At 34.3% G+C, this 23,610-nt stretch carries 31 protein-coding genes; 12 read left to right on the forward strand and 19 right to left on the reverse strand.

Annotated features, from left to right (window positions below; genetic code table 11):
* Positions 1-101: 101 nt before the first annotated feature.
* On the forward strand, positions 102-563 hold the full coding sequence (locus ACFQ1K_RS02375) for a hypothetical protein (protein WP_320556255.1): 462 nt from the start codon (positions 102-104) through the stop codon (positions 561-563).
* Positions 560-760 carry a helix-turn-helix transcriptional regulator gene (locus ACFQ1K_RS02380; RefSeq protein WP_320556254.1) on the forward strand — a complete coding sequence of 67 codons (201 nt, stop codon included), beginning with the start codon at positions 560-562 and terminating at the stop codon, positions 758-760. The genes ACFQ1K_RS02375 and ACFQ1K_RS02380 overlap by 4 nt, the downstream gene beginning before the upstream one ends.
* A gap of 110 nt (positions 761-870) precedes the next feature.
* Here ACFQ1K_RS02380 and ACFQ1K_RS02385 read toward each other — a convergent pair whose 3' ends face one another.
* The gene (locus tag ACFQ1K_RS02385; RefSeq protein WP_320556253.1) at positions 871-1,200 is read right to left on the reverse strand and encodes a MerR family transcriptional regulator; all 330 of its coding nucleotides are present in this window, start codon (positions 1,198-1,200) and stop codon (positions 871-873) included.
* 1 nt (position 1,201) lies between these two features.
* Positions 1,202-2,173 (reverse strand): M23 family metallopeptidase, encoded by a 972-nt coding sequence (locus tag ACFQ1K_RS02390; RefSeq protein WP_320556252.1) that lies wholly within the window; start codon positions 2,171-2,173, stop codon positions 1,202-1,204.
* Positions 2,174-2,301: 128 nt separating this feature from the next.
* Here ACFQ1K_RS02390 and alaS point away from each other — a divergent pair, with 128 nt between their 5' ends.
* From alaS to ACFQ1K_RS02405, 3 genes are read left to right on the forward strand one after another with little or no spacing between them, the layout of a single operon-like run.
* Positions 2,302-4,917, forward strand: a complete 2,616-nt coding sequence (alaS, locus tag ACFQ1K_RS02395) for an alanine--tRNA ligase (protein ID WP_320556251.1) — start codon at positions 2,302-2,304, stop codon at positions 4,915-4,917.
* Positions 4,918-4,919: 2 nt separating this feature from the next.
* On the forward strand, positions 4,920-5,120 hold the full coding sequence (locus tag ACFQ1K_RS02400) for a hypothetical protein (RefSeq protein WP_320556250.1): 201 nt from the start codon (positions 4,920-4,922) through the stop codon (positions 5,118-5,120).
* A gap of 18 nt (positions 5,121-5,138) precedes the next feature.
* On the forward strand, positions 5,139-6,092 hold the full coding sequence (locus tag ACFQ1K_RS02405) for a GSCFA domain-containing protein (RefSeq protein ID WP_320556249.1): 954 nt from the start codon (positions 5,139-5,141) through the stop codon (positions 6,090-6,092).
* Between the two features lie 58 nt (positions 6,093-6,150).
* Here the strand turns inward: ACFQ1K_RS02405 and coaD are convergent, their stop codons facing one another.
* Both coaD and ACFQ1K_RS02415 read right to left on the reverse strand, forming a co-directional pair.
* Positions 6,151-6,612, reverse strand: a complete 462-nt coding sequence (gene coaD, locus ACFQ1K_RS02410; protein ID WP_320556248.1) for a pantetheine-phosphate adenylyltransferase — start codon at positions 6,610-6,612, stop codon at positions 6,151-6,153.
* Positions 6,613-6,647: 35 nt separating this feature from the next.
* Complete coding sequence (locus tag ACFQ1K_RS02415; protein WP_320556247.1) at positions 6,648-7,625, reverse strand: D-alanine--D-alanine ligase; 978 nt, start codon at positions 7,623-7,625, stop codon at positions 6,648-6,650.
* Between the two features lie 127 nt (positions 7,626-7,752).
* On the opposite strand from ACFQ1K_RS02415, the gene ACFQ1K_RS02420 reads away from it, so the two are divergent.
* The 3 genes from ACFQ1K_RS02420 to yaaA all read left to right on the forward strand — a co-directional run bounded on the left by ACFQ1K_RS02420 (position 7,753) and on the right by yaaA (position 10,186).
* Entirely contained in the window at positions 7,753-8,304 is a 552-nt protein-coding gene (locus ACFQ1K_RS02420) for a PASTA domain-containing protein (RefSeq protein WP_320556246.1), read from the forward strand.
* Between the two features lie 6 nt (positions 8,305-8,310).
* The gene (locus ACFQ1K_RS02425; RefSeq protein WP_320556245.1) at positions 8,311-9,345 is read left to right on the forward strand and encodes an RluA family pseudouridine synthase; all 1,035 of its coding nucleotides are present in this window, start codon (positions 8,311-8,313) and stop codon (positions 9,343-9,345) included.
* An 82-nt stretch (positions 9,346-9,427) separates the two neighbouring features.
* Entirely contained in the window at positions 9,428-10,186 is a 759-nt protein-coding gene (yaaA, locus tag ACFQ1K_RS02430) for a peroxide stress protein YaaA (protein WP_320556244.1), read from the forward strand.
* 60 nt (positions 10,187-10,246) lie between these two features.
* Here yaaA and ACFQ1K_RS02435 read toward each other — a convergent pair whose 3' ends face one another.
* From ACFQ1K_RS02435 to ACFQ1K_RS02505, 15 genes are all read right to left on the reverse strand, one after another.
* Positions 10,247-11,137 carry a YitT family protein gene (locus tag ACFQ1K_RS02435; RefSeq protein ID WP_320556243.1) on the reverse strand — a complete coding sequence of 297 codons (891 nt, stop codon included), beginning with the start codon at positions 11,135-11,137 and terminating at the stop codon, positions 10,247-10,249.
* A 104-nt stretch (positions 11,138-11,241) separates the two neighbouring features.
* Positions 11,242-11,658, reverse strand: a complete 417-nt coding sequence (locus ACFQ1K_RS02440) for an EF-hand domain-containing protein (protein ID WP_320556242.1) — start codon at positions 11,656-11,658, stop codon at positions 11,242-11,244.
* 84 nt (positions 11,659-11,742) lie between these two features.
* A complete protein-coding gene (locus tag ACFQ1K_RS02445) occupies positions 11,743-12,195 on the reverse strand; it encodes a tRNA (cytidine(34)-2'-O)-methyltransferase (protein ID WP_320556241.1) in 453 nt (150 codons plus the stop codon).
* Positions 12,185-12,409: a hypothetical protein gene (locus ACFQ1K_RS02450; RefSeq protein ID WP_320556240.1), complete on the reverse strand. Its 225-nt coding sequence runs from the start codon at positions 12,407-12,409 to the stop codon at positions 12,185-12,187. Before ACFQ1K_RS02450 ends, ACFQ1K_RS02445 begins: the two co-directional genes overlap by 11 nt.
* Before the next feature lie 47 nt (positions 12,410-12,456).
* The gene (locus ACFQ1K_RS02455; RefSeq protein ID WP_320556239.1) at positions 12,457-12,867 is read right to left on the reverse strand and encodes a DUF805 domain-containing protein; all 411 of its coding nucleotides are present in this window, start codon (positions 12,865-12,867) and stop codon (positions 12,457-12,459) included.
* A gap of 36 nt (positions 12,868-12,903) precedes the next feature.
* On the reverse strand, positions 12,904-13,668 hold the full coding sequence (gene trpA, locus ACFQ1K_RS02460; protein ID WP_320556238.1) for a tryptophan synthase subunit alpha: 765 nt from the start codon (positions 13,666-13,668) through the stop codon (positions 12,904-12,906).
* Positions 13,669-13,766: 98 nt separating this feature from the next.
* Positions 13,767-14,948: a tryptophan synthase subunit beta gene (trpB, locus tag ACFQ1K_RS02465; protein WP_320556237.1), complete on the reverse strand. Its 1,182-nt coding sequence runs from the start codon at positions 14,946-14,948 to the stop codon at positions 13,767-13,769.
* Positions 14,932-15,567 (reverse strand): phosphoribosylanthranilate isomerase, encoded by a 636-nt coding sequence (locus ACFQ1K_RS02470; RefSeq protein ID WP_320556236.1) that lies wholly within the window; start codon positions 15,565-15,567, stop codon positions 14,932-14,934. The genes trpB and ACFQ1K_RS02470 overlap by 17 nt, the downstream gene beginning before the upstream one ends.
* A gap of 17 nt (positions 15,568-15,584) precedes the next feature.
* Positions 15,585-16,370: an indole-3-glycerol phosphate synthase TrpC gene (gene trpC, locus ACFQ1K_RS02475; protein ID WP_320556235.1), complete on the reverse strand. Its 786-nt coding sequence runs from the start codon at positions 16,368-16,370 to the stop codon at positions 15,585-15,587.
* Positions 16,367-17,359, reverse strand: coding sequence for an anthranilate phosphoribosyltransferase (gene trpD, locus ACFQ1K_RS02480; protein ID WP_320556234.1), 993 nt, complete (start codon positions 17,357-17,359; stop codon positions 16,367-16,369). Before trpD ends, trpC begins: the two co-directional genes overlap by 4 nt.
* 55 nt (positions 17,360-17,414) lie before the next feature.
* Positions 17,415-17,981 carry an anthranilate synthase component II gene (locus tag ACFQ1K_RS02485; RefSeq protein WP_320556233.1) on the reverse strand — a complete coding sequence of 189 codons (567 nt, stop codon included), beginning with the start codon at positions 17,979-17,981 and terminating at the stop codon, positions 17,415-17,417.
* A gap of 1 nt (position 17,982) precedes the next feature.
* Complete coding sequence (locus tag ACFQ1K_RS02490; protein WP_320556232.1) at positions 17,983-19,383, reverse strand: anthranilate synthase component I family protein; 1,401 nt, start codon at positions 19,381-19,383, stop codon at positions 17,983-17,985.
* Between the two features lie 257 nt (positions 19,384-19,640).
* Positions 19,641-20,210 (reverse strand): YceI family protein, encoded by a 570-nt coding sequence (locus ACFQ1K_RS02495; RefSeq protein ID WP_320556231.1) that lies wholly within the window; start codon positions 20,208-20,210, stop codon positions 19,641-19,643.
* A 22-nt stretch (positions 20,211-20,232) separates the two neighbouring features.
* A complete protein-coding gene (locus ACFQ1K_RS02500; protein WP_320556230.1) occupies positions 20,233-20,862 on the reverse strand; it encodes an NAD(P)H-dependent oxidoreductase in 630 nt (209 codons plus the stop codon).
* 63 nt (positions 20,863-20,925) lie between these two features.
* Positions 20,926-21,381, reverse strand: a complete 456-nt coding sequence (locus tag ACFQ1K_RS02505; RefSeq protein ID WP_320556229.1) for a MarR family winged helix-turn-helix transcriptional regulator — start codon at positions 21,379-21,381, stop codon at positions 20,926-20,928.
* A gap of 102 nt (positions 21,382-21,483) precedes the next feature.
* On the opposite strand from ACFQ1K_RS02505, the gene ACFQ1K_RS02510 reads away from it, so the two are divergent.
* The 4 genes from ACFQ1K_RS02510 (at position 21,484) to ACFQ1K_RS02525 (ending at position 23,525) form a co-directional block, all read left to right on the forward strand.
* Positions 21,484-22,020 (forward strand): TlpA family protein disulfide reductase, encoded by a 537-nt coding sequence (locus ACFQ1K_RS02510; protein WP_320556228.1) that lies wholly within the window; start codon positions 21,484-21,486, stop codon positions 22,018-22,020.
* 7 nt (positions 22,021-22,027) lie between these two features.
* Positions 22,028-22,639, forward strand: a complete 612-nt coding sequence (locus ACFQ1K_RS02515) for a thioredoxin family protein (protein WP_320556227.1) — start codon at positions 22,028-22,030, stop codon at positions 22,637-22,639.
* 127 nt (positions 22,640-22,766) lie between these two features.
* A complete protein-coding gene (locus ACFQ1K_RS02520) occupies positions 22,767-23,084 on the forward strand; it encodes a rhodanese-like domain-containing protein (protein WP_320556226.1) in 318 nt (105 codons plus the stop codon).
* Between the two features lie 30 nt (positions 23,085-23,114).
* A complete protein-coding gene (locus ACFQ1K_RS02525) occupies positions 23,115-23,525 on the forward strand; it encodes a rhodanese-like domain-containing protein (RefSeq protein WP_320556225.1) in 411 nt (136 codons plus the stop codon).
* The last annotated feature ends 85 nt before the right edge of the window (positions 23,526-23,610 follow it).

Consider the following 23,610-nt stretch of genomic DNA (forward strand, 5'->3'; position numbering starts at 1 on the left):
ATTACAAATTTTTATAAATTATTTTTTACAAAAAGTAAATAAAACTTTACATAATGTAAAAAATTATATATATTTGTAGATATAACTTTTACATGAGTATTATGAAAACAAATTATCTTTTACCGCACAGATATAAAATTATTGGTTGGGTTCTATTGATTTTAGGAGTTATTTCTGGTTTAGTATTTTTCAATCAGGACTTTGAATCTGATATGTTAAAAATGGACGTTTTTGCTATTTACAATGGTGAAGACATTTTCAATAAGGATGGTGGCTTTTTTAAGATTATCGAGAACAACAGTATCCTAGATGAGATTACTGCCTTAAGCATTATTTTTGGTGGACTCATTGTCGGCTTCACTAAGGAAAAGGTAGAAGACGAATTTATATTTAAGCTTAGAAATGATTCCTTGGTATGGGCTATTATTGTCAATTACATCATACTAATTTTTACCATTATATTTATTTACGAATTTACCTTTTTTAATGTCTTAGTATATAACATGTTTACGCCGTTGCTCTTTTTTATTTTTAGATTTAACTTTCTTAAATACAGGTCATGAGAAATAATATTAAGATTGAGCGCGCAAGACATAATCTAACTCAAGCTGATCTGGCCGAAAAAATTGGTGTGAGCCGCCAATCCATTAACGCTATTGAGAAGGGGAAATATGTGCCTTCAACCGTGTTGGCACTTAAAATGGCAAGATTATTTAAAATGTCAGTCGAAGACTTATTCACTCTAGAGATAGATGACTAATTTTTTTGCCTTTAGGTTATTCTTTAAAGGTAGTTAAAAGCGATCAATTTTAAAATTTACTAGCCACCAGAGGCGTCACCACCTTCATGCCATCACCGAAGCCTCTTGTTTTAAAGCTGTGCTTTTATTTTAATTAGCTGTGCTTTTATGCTTTCCAGCTTTTCAATGATTTCAAATTTTTCAAGAGATTGCTTTTTTTCTTCTTTCAAATGAATTTTTGCACCTTCCAAGGTGAAACCTCTTTCCTTTACCAGATGGTATATAAATTTAAGATTTTTGATGTCTTCGGGTGTGAATTTTCTGTTACCCTTAGCATTTTTTTTAGGCTTGATGATGTCGAATTCCTTTTCCCAAAATCGAATTAAAGAGGCATTCACTTTAAAGGCCTTGGCAACCTCACCAATACCGTAATAACGTTTTTCTGGTAAATCTATATGCATGTTAATCGAGGGATTGGTTTTCTAGAGATGCCTTTCTCAGTAATTCATTAAACTCTGAAGCAGATAAGTTGCCATAGTAGAAATTAATTGGGTTAATGCGCTCACCATCTTTAAAGACTTCGTAATGCAAATGTGGTGCTTCTGAGCGTCCGGTACTACCAACATACCCAATTAAATCGCCACGTTTTACACGCTGATTAACGCGTACATTGTATTTGTATAAATGAGCATATAGGGATATATAGCCATGGCCATGGTCTATACGAATATGTTTACCATAACCAGAGGCTCTGTTATCTGCACGTTTTACGATGCCATTTCCAGTAGCATAGATTGGTGTACCACGAGGCGCTGTAAAATCCATTCCAAAATGAAATTTTCTAGCTTTTGTGAATGGGTCCGTCCTGTAACCATAACCTGAGGCCATACGTGTCAGGTTTTCATTTCTTACAGGTTGTATGGCAGGTATAGCTTCTAAAAATTTTTCTTTGTCTTTAGCTAATTTTGCAATTTCATCTAGGGATTTGGATTGGACAACTATTGCTTTTTCTAAGATATCTAAGCGTTTGTTGCTCTCAGCAATCAACTGGGAGTTGTCATACCCTTCAAACTTTTTATAACGGTTTACACCACCAAACCCAGCACGTCGCTGTTCTTCTGGTATAGGGTTAGCTTCAAAGTATAAACGGTAAATAGCATTGTCGCGTTCTTCTACATTTTCTAATGCAGCAATAGCGTCATCCATACGCTTGTTTAACAACTCATATTGCAGTTGCATATTTTGGAGTTCCCTAGTCAATTGTCGCTCTTTAGGAGATTCTATATACTGACTGGCAATAAAAACAAATAAAAAGGCAAATAGGGCAGAAGCTAAAAGAAAAACTGCGGTATATTTTATGGTGGTCGATTTTTTACGCTCTATCTTACGATAAGAAAGCGTTTCTGCATCATAATAATATTTTACCTTAGCCATGTTCTATTTTATACTATTTTTGCAGCAATAATGCACATTTATTATTCTACAAGTATTGCGAACCTTCAAATATAAAGATTGTTTTGCAATTGTGGTAATATAAACGAAACAAGCTATAATTTCAGTATATGACGTCTCAAGAAATTCGATCTAAGTTTTTAAATTTTTTTGAAGAAAAAAAACATCTTATTGTGCCTTCAGCACCAATGGTTTTAAAAAACGATCCAACATTAATGTTTGTGAATTCTGGAATGGCGCCTTTTAAAGAATTTTTTCTTGGTAATAGTGAGCCAAAAAGTAACCGAATTGCAGATACCCAAAAATGTTTGAGAGTATCTGGTAAGCATAACGATTTGGAAGAAGTGGGCTATGATACTTACCATCACACGCTATTTGAAATGCTTGGCAATTGGAGTTTTGGTGACTATTTTAAAAAGGAAGCCATTGCTTGGGCTTGGGAGTTGTTGACAGAAGTTTATGGCATTGACAAGGATATTTTATACGTCACAGTTTTTGAAGGAAGTGATGACGGTGATAATTTAAAAATGGATCAGGAAGCTTATGATATTTGGAAACAATACATTTCCGAAGACCGAATTCTTATGGGAAATAAGAAGGATAACTTTTGGGAAATGGGAGACCAAGGACCTTGTGGACCATGTAGTGAAATCCATGTAGATATACGTTCAGCCGAAGAAAAGGCTAAAGTTGATGGTAGATCTTTAGTGAATATGGATCATCCTCAGGTTGTAGAAATCTGGAATTTGGTCTTCATGCAATATAACCGTAAAGCCAATGGGTCTTTAGAAACACTTCCAAACAAACATATTGATACAGGTATGGGCTTTGAGCGTCTTTGTATGGTGCTTCAAGGTGTGCAATCTAATTACGACACCGACGTGTTCACACCAATTATTCGTGAGATTGAAACCATTACTAACAAAGATTACGGAAAGGACGATAAAGTAGATGTTGCTATAAGAGTTATTTCTGATCATGTTAGGGCAGTTGCTTTTTCTATAGCAGATGGGCAGTTGCCAAGTAATACTGGAGCTGGTTATGTGATACGCAGAATTTTGCGACGAGCAGTTCGTTACGGATTTACTTTTCTAGACAAGAAAGAACCATTCATTTACCGTTTAGTAGATATATTGAGTAAAAAAATGGGCTCAGCATTTCCAGAAATTAAGGCTCAAAGACAATTGATAGAAAATGTTATTAAAGAAGAAGAGTCTTCGTTCTTAAGAACCTTAGAACAAGGTCTAATATTACTTAATGGTATTGTTAAGGATACTAAAGGGGATACAGTTTCTGGTGAAAAAGCTTTTGAATTATATGATACTTACGGATTTCCGATAGATTTAACGGCTTTAATTTTAGCTGAAAAGAATTTAAAATTGGATGAAAAAGGTTTTGAGGAGCAACTTCAAATCCAAAAGACACGATCTCGTCAAGCCAGTGAAACGTCAACTGAAGATTGGACTATTTTGGTTGATGATGCCGAACAGGAATTTATTGGTTATGACGCACTAGAAGCCAATGTAAAAATTACTCGGTACAGAAAAGTAACTTCAAAGAAGGAGGGCGATTTGTATCAGCTGGTATTTAATTTGACACCGTTTTATGCTGAAGGTGGAGGGCAAGTTGGGGATAAGGGTTACCTTGAAGATGTTCATGGTGATGTGGTTTACATACTAGATACGAAGAAAGAGAATAATGTTATTATTCATTTTGCTAAAAGCTTACCAAACCATATTAACGAAACGTTTAAAGCTGTTGTTGATGAAAAACAGCGCTATAGAACAGAGTGTAACCATACCGCTACCCACTTGCTACATCAAGCACTAAGAGAGGTTTTAGGAAGCCATGTAGAGCAAAAAGGAAGTGCTGTTCATGCCAAGAGTTTACGTTTTGATTTTTCACATTTTTCAAAATTATCTGTAGAAGAATTAAGAGATGTTGAGAATTTTGTCAACGCTCGTATCGACGGAAAATTAAAATTAGAGGAACAAAGAAATGTGCCAATGGAAAAGGCTTTAGAAGAAGGCGCAATGGCATTGTTTGGTGAAAAATATGGGGATACGGTGCGTACAATACGTTTTGGTAAATCTATAGAATTATGCGGAGGTACCCATGTTAAAAATACGGCTGATATTTGGCACTTTAAAATTGTATCTGAAGGCGCTGTAGCGGCAGGAATAAGACGTATAGAGGCCATAACCAACGATGCCGTAAAAGACTTTTATTTTGAAAATAACAGAGCTTATTTTGAAATGAAAGATCTATTGAACAATGCTCAAGAACCGGTCAAGGCATTGCAAAACTTACAGGCAGAGAATGCGAGTTTAAAAAAACAAATTGAACAATTACTTAAAGATAAAGCCAAGAATTTAAAAGGTGATCTAAAAAATGAGATTACCGAGCATAACGGTATCAACTTTATTGCAAAAAAGGTGGATTTGGATGCTTCTGGTATTAAAGATTTATGTTTTGAATTGGGTGGGGAAGTAGATAATCTTTTTGCATTGTTTGGCGCGGATAATGATGGGAAAGCACTATTGTCTTGTTATATCTCTAAAAACTTAGTTGCAGAAAAGGAACTAAACGCAGGTAAGATTGTGAGAGAGCTAGGTAAACACATCCAAGGTGGTGGTGGAGGTCAACCTTTCTTTGCTACAGCTGGTGGTAAACATCCAGCTGGTATTGAGGAGGCTTTGGAGGCTGCTAAAGATTACTTGAATTAATCATGGCTTTAATTTTTGTAGGCCATACCAAATGTGCAATTTGCTCTAAAGTTTTAGAAGAACAAGATAATATTTTTGGTTTGCCTCCATCAATTAAAGTCGGCCATAGGTTATATGAATTTTTTGATAGAGGCTTTTATCAAGAATGTTTTGATAATTGGGTAGAAAGAGATGAGATTTTAGAAATCTTAAACGAAGGTTAAACTTTCTAAATAGTGAAAATGAATCTTCAAACCTATACAAAATTAGATAAGCAACTACATCATCAAATAGATTACACGTCTAAATTGATGTTGCTAGGATCATGTTTTTCTGAGAATATAGGTAGTAAGTTTGAGTATCATAAATTTCAATCTGAAATAAATCCATTTGGCATTTTATTTCACCCTATTGCTGTAGAAAATTTAATCACTAGAAGTATCAATAAGGATTTCTATAAGGAAGATGATCTAATCAGTCATAATGAAATATGGAGTTGTTTTGATGCGCACTCTAAAATGAATGCTTTTTCTAAGAAGGACTTACTCAACAATTTAAATGACACAATTGAGTCGACACATAAAAACATCAATACAGCAACACACCTTATCATTACTTTAGGTACAGCTTGGGTTTACAGGTATATTGCATCAGATAGGATTGTAGCGAATTGCCATAAAATTCCTCAAAAGCAGTTTTTAAAGGAACTACTTCCCATTGATGATATTGTCGCCTCTCTTGAAAAAATAGTGGCTTTGGTACGAAGTGTAAACCCGGAAGTTAACTTCATTTTTACAGTATCTCCCGTAAGACATCTTAAAGATGGTTTTGTAGAAAACAACCAAAGCAAAGCACATTTGTTAGCTGCTATTCATCAGCTTGTTGAACCAAGAAAACGGTTATTTTATTTTCCGTCTTACGAGATTATGATGGACGAGCTGCGAGACTATAGATTCTATAATCAGGACATGATTCACCCAAATGACGTCGCCATAGATTACATTTGGGAAAAATTTAAAACGGTTTGGTTAACACAAGAAGCTATTTTAACTTTAAAAAAAGTAGCTAGCATTCAAGCAAAGAAAGCGCATCGGCCGTTTCATCCTAATTCTGAAGCCCATCGTCACTTCCTACAACAATTAAAAATAGAGATTGATGCACTTCAGAAGGAAGTTTCACATATAAAGTTCGATTAATTGGAAAGGATTACATTTAGAAGTCTCTCTTTTCTTATTTATAGTGCTATAAATTATATTATTTAGAAGTCACTCTAACGCTATCTGGAACTAAAACGGTATAATCTCCATTATTTCTTATCACATCTCTAACGATTGAAGAGGAGATGTAAGAGGTTTGTGCAGCTGTCAATAGAAAGACGGTTTCGATTTTTGAAAGTTTTCTATTGGTATGGGCAATGGCTTTTTCAAATTCAAAATCTGCAGGATTTCGTAAACCTCTTAAAATAAATTTTGCCTTGATTGCTTTACAATAATCAACAGTAAGCCCTTCATAGGTCGTGACTTTAACCTTTGGCTCGTCTTTAAAGGCATCTTCAATAAAGGCTTGGCGTTCCTCTATAGAAAACATGTATTTTTTATCGGCATTTATACCAATTGCTACGACAACTTCATCAAAAAGTTTAACACCACGTCTAATAATATCGTAGTGCCCATTGGTGATTGGGTCAAAGGATCCAGGAAATAATGCGCGTTTCATTTTTATAATCTTCTATATGGTTTCAAAGATAACTATTAATTCTTCATGGCTTCCTCAATGGCATTATCAAACAGCTCTTCCATACTAATTCCAGCGGCAGCAGCTTGTTGAGGTAAAATGCTTTCTTTGGTGAGTCCAGGTACAGTGTTCATTTCCAATAAGTGTGGTTCGTCATCTTTAAATATAAATTCACTTCTGGAAAAGCCTGTCATGCCCAAGACTTCATATATTTTTTTTGCTTGTGCCCTTACTTTGTTGGCATAATCTTCAGAAATCCTGGCCGGAGTTATTTCTTGGGATTTACCTTGATATTTAGCTTCATAATCAAAAAAATCATTTTCGGATACAATTTCTGTTATGGGCAATACTGTGGTTTGCCCTTTGTAGGATATGACTCCAACAGAAACTTCAACACCATCCAAGAACTGCTCTATTATAATTTCATCATCTTCTTTAAAAGATTTTTCTATCGCAGCTTTGAGCTCCTCCTTTTTATAAACTTTGGATATGCCAAAACTACTTCCGGCTTTATTGGCTTTAACAAAACAAGGCAGACCCACTTTAGAGACTATGTCGTTTTCATTAATAACATCACCAAGATTAAGGTAGTAGCTTTCAGCAGTCTTTATACCATAAGGCTTAAGGGTTGCCAGTAAATCGCGCTTATTAAAAGTAAGTGCGGCTTGGTACATGTTGCAACTTGTTTGTGGAATGTTCCATAATTTAAAATAGGCTTGCATGTATCCATCTTCTCCAGGTGATCCGTGAATGGCATTAAAAACACAATCAAAGCTTATGGTTTCTCCATTTACCATTACTGAAAAGTTGTTCTTATCTACATGGAACTCTTCATTAGCTTCATTGACATATACCCATTTTTCTTTAAAAATATGGATTCTGTAAGTGTTGTATTTATCCTTGTTTAGAGTATTGTAAACAACATTACCGCTTTTAAGTGAAATTTCGTATTCGCTAGAATAGCCACCCATAATAATGGCAATATTTTTTTTCATGCCTTAAAAAAATGTATTAGCGTAAATGTATCATTTATTTTCTACAATCTAAATCTAATAAAGCATACGTATATTAATTTTATAACGTTAGATTATTTATTTAGATTTGTCAACAAGTAAGCAGCTTATGAGTTTAGTTAAGTTTTTAACCAGCAAAGTATTTTTAAAACAATTATTAATCGCTATAGTAGCTGTTATAGTACTTAGCTTTTTAGTTTTAAAATGGTTAAATATAACCACTAACCATGGAGATTTTGTTACGGTGCCAGACTTAAAGGGAAAATCCTTAGAGACTGTAAAGATAGAACTTGATGATAACGATCTTAGAATGGAAATTCAGGATTCTGCGAATTACAATCCTAACTATCCTAAATATTCAGTAATCGAGCAGAAACCTGCTGCAGGCGCTCAGGTAAAGGAAAATAGAAAGATTTATTTAATTCTTAATCCGTCAGGATATCGTAAAGTTGAGGTGCCTAATATTCTTAAGCGTACCTACAGACAAGCTAAACCGCAATTAGAAGCTTTAGAATTTAAGATCGGTGAGATTTCTTATGTCGATAATATCGGTAAAGACGTAGTGCTGGGTATGAAACACAAGGGTAAAACCTTGACGCCTGGAACCATGCTACCGCTAACTTCCACCATCGATATCGTATTAGGTAACGGAAATCGTTAAAATATTATGGCAGATATAGTAGATATTTCTGAAGAGGAAGATGAACTCTATGAACACTATGCTTTTAAGGTTGACAAAGGACAGCAACCACTTCGTATAGATAAATATTTAATGAATTTTGTTGAAAATGCAACGCGCAATAAAATTCAACAAGCTGCCAAAGACGGTTCTATTTTTGTAAATGGAACACCTGTAAAATCTAATTACAAGGTTAAGCCTAATGACCAAATTACCGTAAAATTTGAGCACCCACCCCATGAATACTTATTGGTTGCAGAAGATATACCAATTGATATTGTATATGAGGATGACGAACTTTTAGTGGTAAACAAACCGGCAGGTATGGTGGTACATCCTGGTCATGGGAACTACTCAGGGACATTGATTAACGGACTTATATATCACTTTGAGAACTTGCCAAATAATTCAAGCAACCGCCCCGGTTTGGTCCATAGAATCGATAAGGATACCAGTGGTTTATTGGTGGTAGCTAAAACCGAGCAAGCCATGGCTCACTTGTCTAATCAATTTGCTGAAAAAACCAGTGAGCGTGAGTATGTGGCTTTGGTTTGGGGAAATATAGAAGAAGATGAAGGTACTGTGGAAGGGCATATTGGTCGTCATCCCAAAAACAGATTGCAAAACACGGTTTATGAAGGTGATGAGACCTATAAAGGTAAACCAGCAGTAACGCATTACAAAGTTTTAGAGCGTTTGGGATATGTAACTTTAGTAAGCTGCAAACTCGAAACTGGGCGTACCCATCAAATCCGCGTGCACATGAAGCATATCGGGCATACGCTTTTTAATGATGAAAGGTATGGTGGCGAAAAAATCCTAAAAGGCACTACCTTCACTAAATACAAGCAATTTGTAGACAACTGTTTTAAGGTATTACCAAGGCAGGCACTACATGCTAAAACCTTAGGTTTTGAGCATCCAACTTCTGGAAAATGGTTAAGTTTTACTTCTGAAATCCCTGAAGACATGCAACTCTGTATCGAAAAGTGGAGGGGCTATGCCAAGCATCAAGATAATTAATAGTACTATTACTATTATTTGTAGTCTAACTTTTTAGAAATAGTTTCTAGTTTGTAACTTTGGATTGCATAAAAAATGAACTATGAAACTTGTATTATCACCGGCTAAATCATTAGATTTTGAAAGCAAATTACCAACCGCTAAAACAACAGAAGGTTGCTTTTTAGCTGAAGCTGAACGTTTAAATAAACTACTGAAGAAAAAGTCTCCAAAAAGTTTGTCCAAGCTAATGGGTATATCTGATAATTTAGGGCAACTTAACTACGAGCGTAACCAAGAGTGGAGTTTACCTTTTACCAAAGACAATGCAAGACAGGCTATTTATGCTTTTAATGGTGATGTTTACAGAGGTATCGATGCATACACTATTGATACCAAGAAGTTAGATAAAGTTCAAGATACAATTAGAATCATATCAGGGTTGTATGGTATATTAAAACCATTGGATTTAATTCAGCCTTACCGGTTGGAAATGGGTACTAAAATGACAGTAGGTAAAAACAAAAATCTTTATGAATTCTGGAAGAAAAAAGTAACCCAAGCTTTAAATGATGAGCTAGAGGATAACGAATTGTTTTTAAACTTGGCCAGTAACGAATATTTTAAGGCAATTGACACTAAAGCTTTAAAAGTGCCTGTAATTAATATTAATTTTAAAGAGTTTAAAGACGGTAAGTATAAAACCATAGCGATATTCGCAAAACTAGCGAGAGGTTTAATGGCAAGGTACATCATTGATACAGATGCTAAAACACTGGATGATGTAAAAGGTTTTAATTACGAGAACTATGGTTTTAGCGAAGAATTATCTTCTGAAAAAGAATTAGTTTTTGTACGATAAAATGATATTATTTAATATTCTATTTCAAAAGGTTAGGACATTTAAACAGCGTTATTTCACCTAATGTTTAGGTAAAATTTTATCTTTCTTTTTATTAAGATAATGGCGCAATACTCCACCCTTAACGGTATTCACATCAAACTCTACAATAAACGCTTTTGGGTCAATTTTGTCAACGACGCGATACATTTTTTTAATATCAATACGGTTCACTATCGTATGGATGATATCAAAATCTTCTGTTTTTCCAGAGCTTCCTAGTCCACGGGTACCTTTGTAAAGTGTCATACCTGTGCCAAGTTCTTGCATGATGGCAATTTCTACTTCTTCGTATTTCTTAGACACTATAGTCACACCTATGAAATCTTCAAAACCTTCAATAATCAAATCGGTCACCTTAGCTGTAACAATATAGGTGAGTATTGAATAAAGGGCGATCTCTACTGATAAAATTAATGCTGTAACACTAAACAGTACAATATTGAAAACCAGTATAATTTGACCAATACTTATCCCAAATTTATTATTTAAGTAAACACCTAAAATTTCAGAACCATCCAGAACTGAACCATTACGAATGGCAATGCCAATACCAGCTCCTAAAAAGAGACCACCAAAAATTGAAATCAATAATTTGTCATCAGTAATGGTTTCAAAATTTTCAAAATGAATAAAGAGTGCTAACCCGAGAATACTGATTATGGACTTTATCACAATCCTCTTGGATACCGTAAAAAAGCCTAAAATTAAAAAGGGAATACTAAAAAGAACGAGCAAAATGGAAATATTAATATCTACTTGCGATTTCACTAACAAAGCGATACCTGTAACTCCACCATCCAAAAATCCATTAGGTAAAAGAAATGCCTTAAGGCCTATACTAGCTAATATAATACCAATTGTAATTTGAATATATTCGAATAGGATTTTTATGGGTTTTGTCGTTCTCAATACATTATTTTTGTTCTAAAGATAACATACAAAACCAAATTCAGCATTGCTTTCTGAAACAAAAAAATCCTCTAATATGCTAGAGGATTTTTTAAAGTGTTGACTCAGTCTTTGGAACGTTTGTGCTTTCTTTTATGTCTTTTAGTTTCGTTAAAAGCCTCGAACTCGTCAAAATCAATAACACCATTATCGTCTTTATCCAGTGAAGAAAAGTGTTTTTTTAATCGTTCTTTTTTAGCCATGTCCTTTCCTTTTTTAAACTCGTTTAAGGATAGGGAACCGTCGGTATTTAAATCTAATGTTTTAAAGTGTGTCTCAACCATTTCTTCTTGAATTTCTTTACGACTAGGTCTTTTTTTAAACTCGTCTAAGGTTATCGCGCCGTCTTTGTTTGTATCTAATTTTTGAAATACCGCTTCAGGGTTCGTTCTGTGTTGGCGTTGTCTTTCTTGTGCATTTACAAATGCTACTGTGTAAATGGTGATAGCCAAAATGCTCAATTTTAAAGTTTTTGAAGTCATAATTTATGTATTTTAATTAATGAATACTTCTATGACTTCAGAGCTTAAAAATTGTTTAATGCCAATAGCTGTTTTGTGATAGTTTTAACGTAGCTGTCTTAAACCTTCATACACAATAATGCTTACCGCATTAGCCAAATTAAGGCTTCTAATCTCATAGTTATACATCGGAATTTTGAAAAGATCTGTTTGGTGCTTTTCAATTAAGGTCTTTGGTAAACCAACAGATTCTTTCCCAAAAACTAAGAACAGATTATCTTCAAACTGAATATCCCAATGCGATTTGGTACCATGACTACTTAGAAACACCATTTTTTTGTCAGCATTTATTGTGAAGAATTCTTCTTTGCTTTCGTAATATATAGCTTCAAGGTGCTGCCAGTAATCAAGTCCGGCACGTTTAAGGCGTTTGTCGTCAATTTCAAAACCCAGAGGTTTTACCAAGTGCAAACGCGAACCTGTAGCCAAAGCTAAGCGTCCAATATTACCTGTGTTGTTTGGGATTTCAGGTTCTATAAGGACAATATTAAGCGGCATTTTTTGAAGTTATTTTTAATACCAATAATCTTATGAGTAATATAAAAGGAAACCCATGTAACAACACATCAAAATAATCCATCGCAGACATGCCAACAGCTCCACCTGCAAGCCATCTAATTTTACCAAGGATATGCGGCTCAGGGAAAAAAGGCGCTAAGCCTAAGGTTAGACAAAGCAATATGATTAATCTCCAGTCGTTTATAAACTTCATTTAAAGCGGTTGTATAGTAAGTTTCTAGTAGCTAAATTGATTAAAATTTAATCCAAAAGAGGTTTGCCAATTTTGTCTATTTCATCATTGTTTGGTGCTTTGGGATCTGGTCCGTATTGATTTCTACCTACATCACCATTTTGTACCGTCATAATAATTAATATAATTCCACCAACATAGGGTATTAAAGAAAGAAGATAATACCATCCACTTTTGCCAGTATCATGCAACCTCCTTACGGTAACGGCTAATCCAGGAAGTATAATAAACAAGACATAAATCATTAATATAATGGAAGGAAGAAATGCCATGCTTGTATCAGCTAGCATACCCATAAAAAAGGCTAAAGCCAAGATGATGAGCGTATTTATGAGTGTAAACATCCAATATTCCTTTCGTCTTGCTCTGCCAGAAAAATTGATGTAGTTTTCTTTTACAACCTTGAGGTACCATTCCATAATTGATTATTTTAAGTAAGTTAGGACCGTAAATATCTACTTAATAATTGAATTTACAAAACCATCTATTGTTTGTGTCCCTTGAAGCGTTAGGTGCTTAATAAAAGCACTACCAATAATAGCACCTTTAGTATATGTTGTAGCTTGAGTAAAGGTTTCGTTATTAGAAATCCCAAAACCAACTATCTGAGGATTTTTCAAGTTCATTTTAGAAATACGTTCAAAATAATGTGTTTGCTCTTCACCAAAACCAGATTGTGCTCCAGTTGTACTTGCTGAACTTACCATGTAAATAAAGCCGTTTGAAATAGAATCAATATATCTAATACGTTCTTCCGGGGTTTGAGGTGTAATTAAAAACACATTTATCAATCCGTACTTTTCAAAAATTGTTTTATACTCTGTGTCATAAACATCTGCAGGTAAATCGGGTAAGATTAAGCCGTCAATTCCAATTTCTTGACATTTTTTACAAAAGGCTTCTACACCATATTGTAAAACGGGATTAAAATAGCCCATAATGATTAAAGGAATTGCAACCGATTTTCGGATGTCTTTTATTTGTTCGAAAAGCTTTTCAGTAGTCATTCCATTTTTTAAAGCCGCAGTTGAACTCGCTTGAATGGTTGGTCCGTCAGCAAGAGGGTCACTAAAGGGTAGTCCAATTTCAATCATATCCACACCACTTTTTTCCAAATTTTGAATAATAGAAACGGTATCATTAATATTTGGGTAGCCTGCCGTAAAATATATAGACAAGAGCTTTTTGTCTTTGTTTAGTGTTCTATTTATTCTGTTCATGTTTTATAAACGAGATAAGAGAAGCGAGATGAGAGACTTTGCTTATTTTGAAAATTTTTGCTGTGTCTTTTATCTAAATTCTCTACTCTATTATCTTTTTAAAGTTTAAAATAATCAATGTAGTTCTGCAAATCCTTATCGCCGCGGCCCGATAGACTAATCACCACGATATCATCTGGTTGAAACGTTTTATGCTTAAATATAGCCAAAGCATGACTTGTCTCTATCGCTGGAATGATTCCTTCTAGTTTAGTTAATTCTAATCCGGCTTGCATGGCTTCATCATCCGTTGCGGAATAAAACTCTCCGCGACCCGATTTGTATAAGTGTGAGTGTAAAGGACCAACACCAGGATAATCCAATCCTGCGGAAATGGAATAGGGTTCGGTAATTTGACCATCATCAGTTTGCATTAATAGTGTTTTACAACCATGTATGATACCTTCTTTACCTAATACTGATGTGGCTGCACTTTCACCAGAATGGATGCCCTTGCCAGCAGCCTCAACAGCAATAATACCAACATCTTCATCATCTAAAAAATGATAATAAGTGCCAGCGGCATTACTGCCACCGCCAATACATGCGACCACATAATCAGGGTTTTCCCTACCTTCTTTTTCTTTGAGTTGCCATTTTATTTCTTCTGAAATTATAGATTGAAACCGCGTCACCATGTCAGGATAGGGATGTGGACCAATGGCAGAGCCAATAATATAATGAGTATTTACTGGATTGTTAATCCAATCTCTAATGGCTTCGTTAGTGGCATCTTTTAAGGTTCTGCTACCTGATAACGCAGGTCTTACTTCTGCCCCTAACATTTTCATCCGTGCCACATTTGGTGCTTGTCTTGCAATGTCGATTTCGCCCATGTAAACAATACATTTTAAACCCATTAGTGCACAAACCGTAGCCGTGGCTACACCATGTTGTCCTGCTCCAGTTTCAGCAATGATTCTGGTTTTGCCCAGACGTTTGGCCATTAGTATTTGACCGATGGTGTTATTGACTTTGTGTGCACCGGTGTGATTTAAATCTTCACGTTTTAGATATACTTTAGTATTGTATTTTTCTGATAGGCGTTTGGCAAAATAGAGTGGAGAAGGTCTGCCAACATAATCTTTTAATAGTTGATGGAATTCTTCTTGAAAAGAAGATTCTGCCATCACTTTAAGATAATTTTGACGTAACTCTTCTACATTTGGATAGAGCATCTCTGGAATAAATGCACCGCCAAATTCGCCGTAATATCCTTTATTGTTAATGTTGTAGCTCATATATAAATTTTTCTAATTCATTAATGCTTTTTAGTCCAGGCTCAATTTCAAATTTGCTATTAACATCAATTGCATAGCAATATTTTGAAGTTGGGTGTTTTATGAATTCCTTGATTTTTTGCAATTCTCCCAACCCTATACCACCACTTAAGAAATAAGGTTTTGTTAAAGGGTAATCTTTTAAAACATCCCAATTAAAAGTGTAACCGTTACCGCCTGGTAATTTGCCTTTGGTGTCAAATAAAAAGTAATCCACATATTCTTCATAAGGTTGAAGTTGGCTAAAATCGAATTCATCTTTTATAGAGAATACTTTAATAATTTGGAATTTATGGCTTTTGTAAAGATGGTTATCTCCAACACCGATATCCATAATTTTAAGTGCTTGACAATATTTTGGACTTTCAGAACCATGAAGTTGTACCATGTCAAGTTTGTAATTAAGAATCTTTTGTGCCATATCAAGAATATTCCCATTATCAACAAAAACACCAACCTTTTTTATCTCTTTTGATATATCGGGAATAATTCCTTTAAAATTACGAGATGAATTATCATAAAATATAAACCCAAGATAGTCTGGTTGCAGTTTTGCAACTTGGGCAGTATTATATTTCATTCCACAGATTTTAACCTTCATGAACTTAAAGTATTTATAAATTCTGTTGCACTAGCTCCAGGATTATCCGTTTTCATAAAATTCTCACCAATTAAAAAGCCTTTATAGCCAAAAGGTTGTAATTCTTTAATGGCTTCAATAGTACTGATTCCACTTTCTGAAACTTTCACAAAATCTGCTGGAATGTGTTGACTCAAGGTTTTAGATGTTTCAAGGCTAACTTCAAATGTTTTTAAATTTCTATTGTTCACACCAAGCATATCAATAGATGGCATGATGGATTTTTGTAATTCTTCCAGATTATGTACCTCCAATAACACATTGAGATCTAAGCTTTTTGCCAATTCGGAAAATTCCTTTATTTGGTCAGCAGTTAAAATTGCGGCAATTAATAGAATAACATCAGCACCATAGGCTTTGGCTTCTATGATTTGGTATTCATTTATAATAAACTCCTTTCTTAAAAGAGGTAGATTGCAGCTTGCTCTTGCCACAAGTAAGTCATCTAGAGAGCCGCCAAAATATTTGCTGTCGGTTAGCACAGACATCCCACAAACACCGGCGTTTTCATACCCTAAAGCAACATCTTGTACATTTAAGTTTTGGTTTATAACAGACTTAGATGGTGAGCGTCTTTTATGCTCTGCAATGATACCAGAACCGCTATTTTTTAGTCGACCAGCTAAAGCGTTCAGAGGTCTTCCGAACAACACAGAAGATTCTAATTGTTTTACCGGAATTAAGGCTTTGCGCAGAGCAACTTCCTTTCGTTTATCAAATACTATTTGGTCTAAGATGTTCATTTACTTAATTCAATTAATTTATCAAGACTAGATTTTGCACTACCACTCATTAAAGATTCTTCAGCCATGGCAATACCTTCTTTATGTGAAATTTGTTTAACCGTAGCTATCGCCAAACCAGCGTTCGCACAGACTACATTATTTTGGGCTTGGCTTCCTTTTCCGTTAATAATCTTTGTGAAAATTTTAGCTGCTTCTTTCACAGTAGCTCCACCATAAATATCTGAGCTATCAATTTGATCCAATCCAATATCTTGGGCATCAAATAAGATTTCAGAGGTATTGGTTATAGTTTTAGTTTTTCCTGTCAACGATATTTCATCATATCCATCCAAAGCATGAACTATAGCATAGTTTTTATCGGTTTCTTGATATAAGTACCCGTAAAGCCGTAACAGTTCTAAGTTAAAAACACCAACCATCTGATTTTTTGGAAATGCTGGATTTACCATAGGGCCAAGCATATTAAAAAAGGTTTTTACACCTAGCTCCTTTCGTATTGGAGCTACATTTTTCATGGCAGGATGAAAAAGAGGTGCATGTAAAACACAAATACCAGCTTCATCCAAACTACGTTTTAAGAAATCCATATCATTAGAAAATTTAATACCCAAGTACTCCATGACATTTGAAGAACCTGAAGCAGAAGATACCCCATAATTGCCGTGTTTTGTAACATGCACTCCTGCACCAGCCGTAACAAACGAGGATAGGGTAGATATATTAAAGGTGTTTTTGCCATCACCTCCTGTGCCACATAAATCTATGGTATTGTATCCCTCTAAGTCAACAGGTATGCAAAGTTCTAATAAGGCATCCCTAAAACCACGAAGTTCTTCTGTGGTGATGCCTCGCATCATATAAACGGTTAAAAAGGAAGCAATCTGACTTTGATTGTAAGCGCCATTTGAGATGTTAACCAAAACCCGCTTCGCTTCGTCCGCTGAAATACTTTCTTGGTTTATTAGTCTGTTTAAAATTTCTTTCATATTCACTCGCCACAGCAGTGGAAATTATTTTAGTTATGTTTAGTTGAATGAAGGGCTAGCTATTTACCCAGTTTTCTAAAATCTTTTTTCCGTCTGGTGTTAACACAGATTCAGGATGATATTGTACACCTTTAACGTCGAAAACTTTATGTCTTAGGGACATAATTTGACCATTTGAGTCAAATGATGTGGCTTCTAAAACGTCAGGTAAATTAGTACTCACTACCCAAGAGTGGTATCTGCCAACTTCAAAAGTTTTATTGAGACCTTTGAATAAAGGGTCATCATCAACAGATAAAGTGACATGTGTTGCAACACCATGATAAACGGTGTCTAGATTTTCTAAAGAACCACCAAATACTTCCCCTATGGCTTGCTGCCCTAAACAAACACCGAGTATACTTTTGGTTGGTGCGTATTTTGCAATAATGTCTTTTAAAAGTCCGGCTTCATCTGGTATACCAGGACCTGGTGAAAGCACTATTTTATCAAAAGCCTCAACGTCATCAAGTTTTAATTTATCGTTTCGTTTTACGGTAACTTCACAATCCAAGTCTTCTAAATAATGGACGAGGTTATAGGTAAAGCTGTCATAGTTGTCAATTACTAAAATCTTTTTCATATTAAATTTCTTTAGCAAGTTCAATGGCCTTAGTTAAAGCACCTAATTTATTGTATACTTCCTGTAATTCATTTTCTGGATTGGATTTCGCAACTAATCCAGCGCCTGCTTGCCAGAATAGTTTGTGATTTTTACTCAAAAACGTTCTAATCATTATAGCATGATTAAAATTACCTTCAAAATCCATAAAACCTATGGCACCTCCATAATAACTTCTGTTGGTTTTTTCATATTTCTCTATAAGCTGCATGGCCATATGTTTTGGTGCGCCACTTAAGGTTCCAGCAGGAAAGGTATCTGCTACAATTTGCATAGTGTCCGTTCCTTTGTGTTTGGTTCCCGTTACCTTACTTACCAAATGAATGACGTGCGAAAAAAATTGTACTTCTCTGTAATTTTCTACTGTGACATTAGACCCATGTCTGCTGAGGTCATTTCTTGCTAAATCTACTAACATCACATGCTCACTATTTTCTTTGTCGTCATTGATCAGTTTTTCTGCTAATTCTGCATCCTTAAGATCATTCCCTGTTCGCTTAAATGTGCCTGCGATGGGATGGATTTCGGCTTTACCCTCTTTAACGATGAGTTGCGCCTCTGGTGAACTTCCAAATATTTTAAAGCTACCATAATCAAAATAGAATAGGTAAGGAGATGGATTAATACTACGCAGCGCTCTATAAACATTAAATTCATCGCCACTGAACTCTTGAGAGAATTGCTTTGATAATACTAACTGAAATACATCTCCTCTTGCGCAATGTTTTTTAGCAAGTTCTACATGGTTTTTGTATTCCTCGTCGGTAAGATTGGATTGTATGTTTCCTTTTTCACTAAAGCTATAAGATGCATAATGCCGTGTTTGTATGATTTGATGAATTTCATCAATGTTGTTATCCGTATCAAAGCAATGTGCAAAAATATAGGCTTCATTTTTAAAGTGGTTAATAGCAATGATGTTTTGATATACCGCATAATATATATCTGGTATATCAATAGCGTTTTCCTTTTTAGAAATTTCAATGTCCTCAAAGTATTTTACGGCATCGTAGGCGGTATAGCCGAAGATACCATTATTGATAAATTTGAAATCTTCATTAGCGTCTACTTTAAAACGTTGGGTGAATTTGTGAATTTCATCCACGACACTAACATTTGCAGTAAAATTATTTTTGGAACTGCCGTCTGGATAGGTCTGGGAAATAATATCGTTACTAACCTTTATGGATGCAATAGGATTACAACAGATATATGAGAAACTATTGTCGTTGGTGTGATAATCACTACTTTCTAACAGAATACTGTTAGGGAATTTATCCCTTATTTTGAGATAAATACTAACGGGTGTAATGGTATCTGCCAGTATTTTTTTGTAATGTGTGTATAAACTGAATGTTTTCATTTTATGTTGAATTAAAAAAGGCTTGTCGTGAATGACAAGCCTTTTTTTATAGTATTACATACAAGGTTTCTTTCACGAACATGAGTTTGCAAATTTCCACCACCAAGTATGATTTATTATTGTTTTCATTTGTGAGTCAAATATAGAAATACAAATTTTTATTTCAAACTATATGACAAAAAAAGATTCTTGTTCGGATAAATATAATTATCGTACAAGAATCTTTATAAAATGGATTGTTAATAATCCTTTGGGAATTAAAACTTTAATTCTACATTAATATCAAATTCGTCATAGATTGCTTTATCTTTTAAAGTTTCTAATAACGAAGGTGATTTATATGTGATTTTGTGCTTCGTTCTGTCTATTTTTAAATTAGCGGTAGCAGAATTTTCAGTAACTGTCATTGGGAACGAAATTGTTTCTGTAATTCCTTTGATCGTAATGTCTCCTTTTACGGTATACTTTCCATTTTTCCCACTTACCGAAGTGATAGTTAAACTCGCTGTTGGGTATTCTTCAACACCAAAGAAATCATCAGATTTTAAATGGCCATCTAATTTTGCTTTGTAATCTCCAGATAAATCTGTAGTATTAATGGAAGTCATATCGATAGTAAATGAACCACCTTCTAAAGCCTCTCCGTTAAAAGTGAGAGAACCTTCTTTTAATTTAATCGTACCTTCGTGCTCACCACCAACCTTGTAACCTTTCCATGTTACTTTACTTGATGATACATCTACTTTTTTGTCTTCTAGTACTGTAAATGACATAAAGGATAATGCTAAGATAAATAGCATAGCGATTTTTGAATTTCTGTTTTTCATGATACTTGTTTGTTTTTGAATTTTAAAAATTTATGAATAATTGTTGTTCTGATTTTCTTACTTTTTTATGATGCTGCGTAGCATCCGCTTCAGATCTATAACCAAGCGTTACAACAACAGCTGCATTTAAGTTTTTTGAATTGAGATCTAAAATTTTATTGTATTCCTCATTTTGAAAGCCTTCCATTGGGCATGCATCAATTTTTAGTTGTGCAGCCGCCGCTAACAAATTACCTACTACAATGTAAGCTTGTTTGGCTGTCCAGTTAGCTTTTTGTTCTTTGCTGAATTGACCAATTGTAGATTTTACAGTATTGGCATAATCTGATACATCTTCTTTATTCAAGTTTCTTGTTTCAATCACATTTTTGAAATAATCGTCAACCAATTCATCTCCAAAATCGGTCATATGAGCAAGCACAATCATGTGAGAGGCCTCTTCAATCTGAGGTTGGTTCCAAGATGCGGCACGCAATTTTGTACGTAGTGCTTTATCTTCAATATTTAGGATTTTATAAGGCTGTAATCCATATGAAGATGCTGTTAATTGCATGGCGCTTTTTAGTGTTTCAAAGTCTTCATCGGATATGGTTTTAGTAGGGTCAAATTTTTTAGTGGCATAGCGCCATTTAAGATCTTCAATAATAGTCATATTTTTTATTGTTTATAATTGTTAGTACTTATGTTGTATATACAATAATATTTCTAAAAATTTTTAATTTCTCATTTTTGTGAGTAAAATATTTAACGTCTCTAATTCCCTTTGGCTTAAATTACCAGTTAATTCGTTTTCTTTTTGTTCAATAATAGGATCTAAAGTATTGAGCAATTTTAAACCTTCATCTGTGATATAGATATCCACTTTTCTTCGGTTTTTTTCGCAAATAAAACGTTCAACCAAATTTTTTAAAATGAGCTTGTCAACTAGGCGAGTGGTGTTACTCATCTTGCTAATCATTCTATCCTGAATATCCTTTAAATTAGATGGTTTACCACTTTTTCCTCGTAATATTCTTAAAACATTGAACTGTTCGATAGAAATATCATAGGGTTTTAAAACGGACAATATACCATCTTTAAAAGTATTACTGGTATAAGAAACATTTAAAACGGTCTTCTTTGCTAATGGCAAATTAGTTTTTGTTTTTAAAATGTCGGTTATATCTTTCATATACAACAATTGTATATACAAATATATATTATTATTTATTAATCCCAATTAATTTTTTGTTAATTATTGAATTGTGTCTATTTCTATTAATAACTTTAGGTCATGAAGCGAATTCTATTTTTATCTCTATTGGTTTTTTGTTCTTGTAAAAATAGTGAGAGCTCAAGTTTACCTAGTGACACTTTAAAAAATCAAGATCAATCCCAAAATACTACTCAATTTGATTTGGAAATTTACGATTATGATGGTCTAGAGCCTTTGATTAATAAGAAGGATGATAAGGTACACGTCGTTAATTTTTGGGCCACTTGGTGCGCGCCTTGTGTAAAAGAGTTACCCTATTTTGAAGAAATTAATCAAGAGTATAAAAGCCAAAATGTAGAAGTATTACTTGTAAGTTTAGACTTTCCAAGAAATTACGAGAGTAAATTAATACCATTTATAAAAAACAAAAATTTACAATCAGAGGTTATTGCTTTTGATGATGTAGACCAAAATAGATGGATACCAGCCATAGACAAAGATTGGTCAGGTGCTATACCTGCAACAATAATATACAACAAGGATAAACGAAAGTTTTATGAAAAATCCTTTACCAAAGAAGAGTTAGAAACTGAGTTAAAACAATTTTTAAATTAATAAGCTTATGAATACATTAAAAGTTCTTGCCGTAATGATGTTAACCGTAGTGCTTTCGGCCTTTACATCAACACCGTATAGTGATGGTTATAAAATTGGTGATATGGCTACCGATTTTAGTTTAGAAAATATTGATGGTAAAATGGTGTCATTGTCAGATTATAAAGATGCCAAAGGCTTTATAGTTATTTTCACCTGCAATACTTGTCCTTATGCCGTAGCCTATGAAGATAGAGTAGAAGCACTGAACAAAAAATATGCTGATAAGGGCTATCCTGTGATTGCAATAATGCCTAATAATACGGAGGTAAAACCTGGTGATAGTATGGAGGCTATGAAGGCTCGAGCTAAGGCAAAAGGATTTACATTTCCCTATCTAATGGATGAGGGTCAGAAAATCTATCCTCAGTATGGTGCTACAAAAACACCACATGTCTATGTTTTAGAAAAAACGAGTAAAGGCAACGTTGTGAAGTATATTGGTGCTATAGATGACAATTATAAAGATGCAAGCGCAGTGAAGACTAAATATGTTGAAAATGCAGTAGATGCCTTATTACAAGGGAAGGAGATTGAGATCAAGGAAACAAGAGCAATTGGTTGCACCATAAAAGTATAATGAATAGTAATCACTAGTCATTTAGTGTAAAAATGTTAAAATTAATCCGAAGTTGTAACACTTCGGATTTTTTTACGTCTATATCCTAAGGAAATGTTAATTTTGTTTAAGAAATTAGTATAAAAGCGTGGATTTATCTCAAAAAGATTGGACAGAAAAGTTAAGCAAAGACAATAATTCTGTTGTTTTAGATGTTAGAACTAAAGAAGAGGTGAACGAAGGCATTATTCCAAATGCAGTTCATATAGACATCTATAGAGGACAAGGTTTCATTTATGAGGTTGATGAATTGGATAAAACCAAAAACTATTATGTCTATTGCAGATCAGGTGGTCGCAGTGCCCAAGCATGTGCAGTGATGAACAAGTTGGGCTTTAAAAACACTTATAATTTGGTAGGTGGCATAACTGAATGGCAGGGAGAAATTGCATTTCTGGACCAATAAAAATAGTAACATTAGTATAATACAGTTTATATGAAAAAAATAGCAGCATTTAGTTTATGTCTACTGGCTTTAAGTCTTGTATCTAGTTGCATTGATGATAAGATTGAAAACACGAAAGTAAAGCTTGTGACGGCCGATGAAATGCAAGAAATCCTTGATATGGAAGATGCGCAGTTGGTCGATGTCCGAACTCAAGAAGAATATGAGGAGGAGCGTATTAAGGATTCTCAAAATATAGACTATAGCTCACCAACATTTGATGAAGATATAGCCAAATTGGATAAAGAAAAGCCTGTTATACTGTACTGTAAAGGTGGGGTAAGAAGTGCAAAATGTGCAAAAAAACTTATCGATGCCGGTTTTGAGAAAATATATGATTTAGAAGGCGGCATATCAAAATGGAAACACTCCGAAAAGATTAAAATTGAAGTAAAGTCATAAACTACAACCGAACGCTAGTTCGGTTTTTTTATTCCAATAAATTACATTAACATAATTCATAAGGTTTTTATAAATTAGACGACTT

The sequence above is a fragment of the Winogradskyella aquimaris genome (genome assembly GCF_042676105.1).
GTDB classification, from domain to species: domain Bacteria; phylum Bacteroidota; class Bacteroidia; order Flavobacteriales; family Flavobacteriaceae; genus Winogradskyella; species Winogradskyella aquimaris.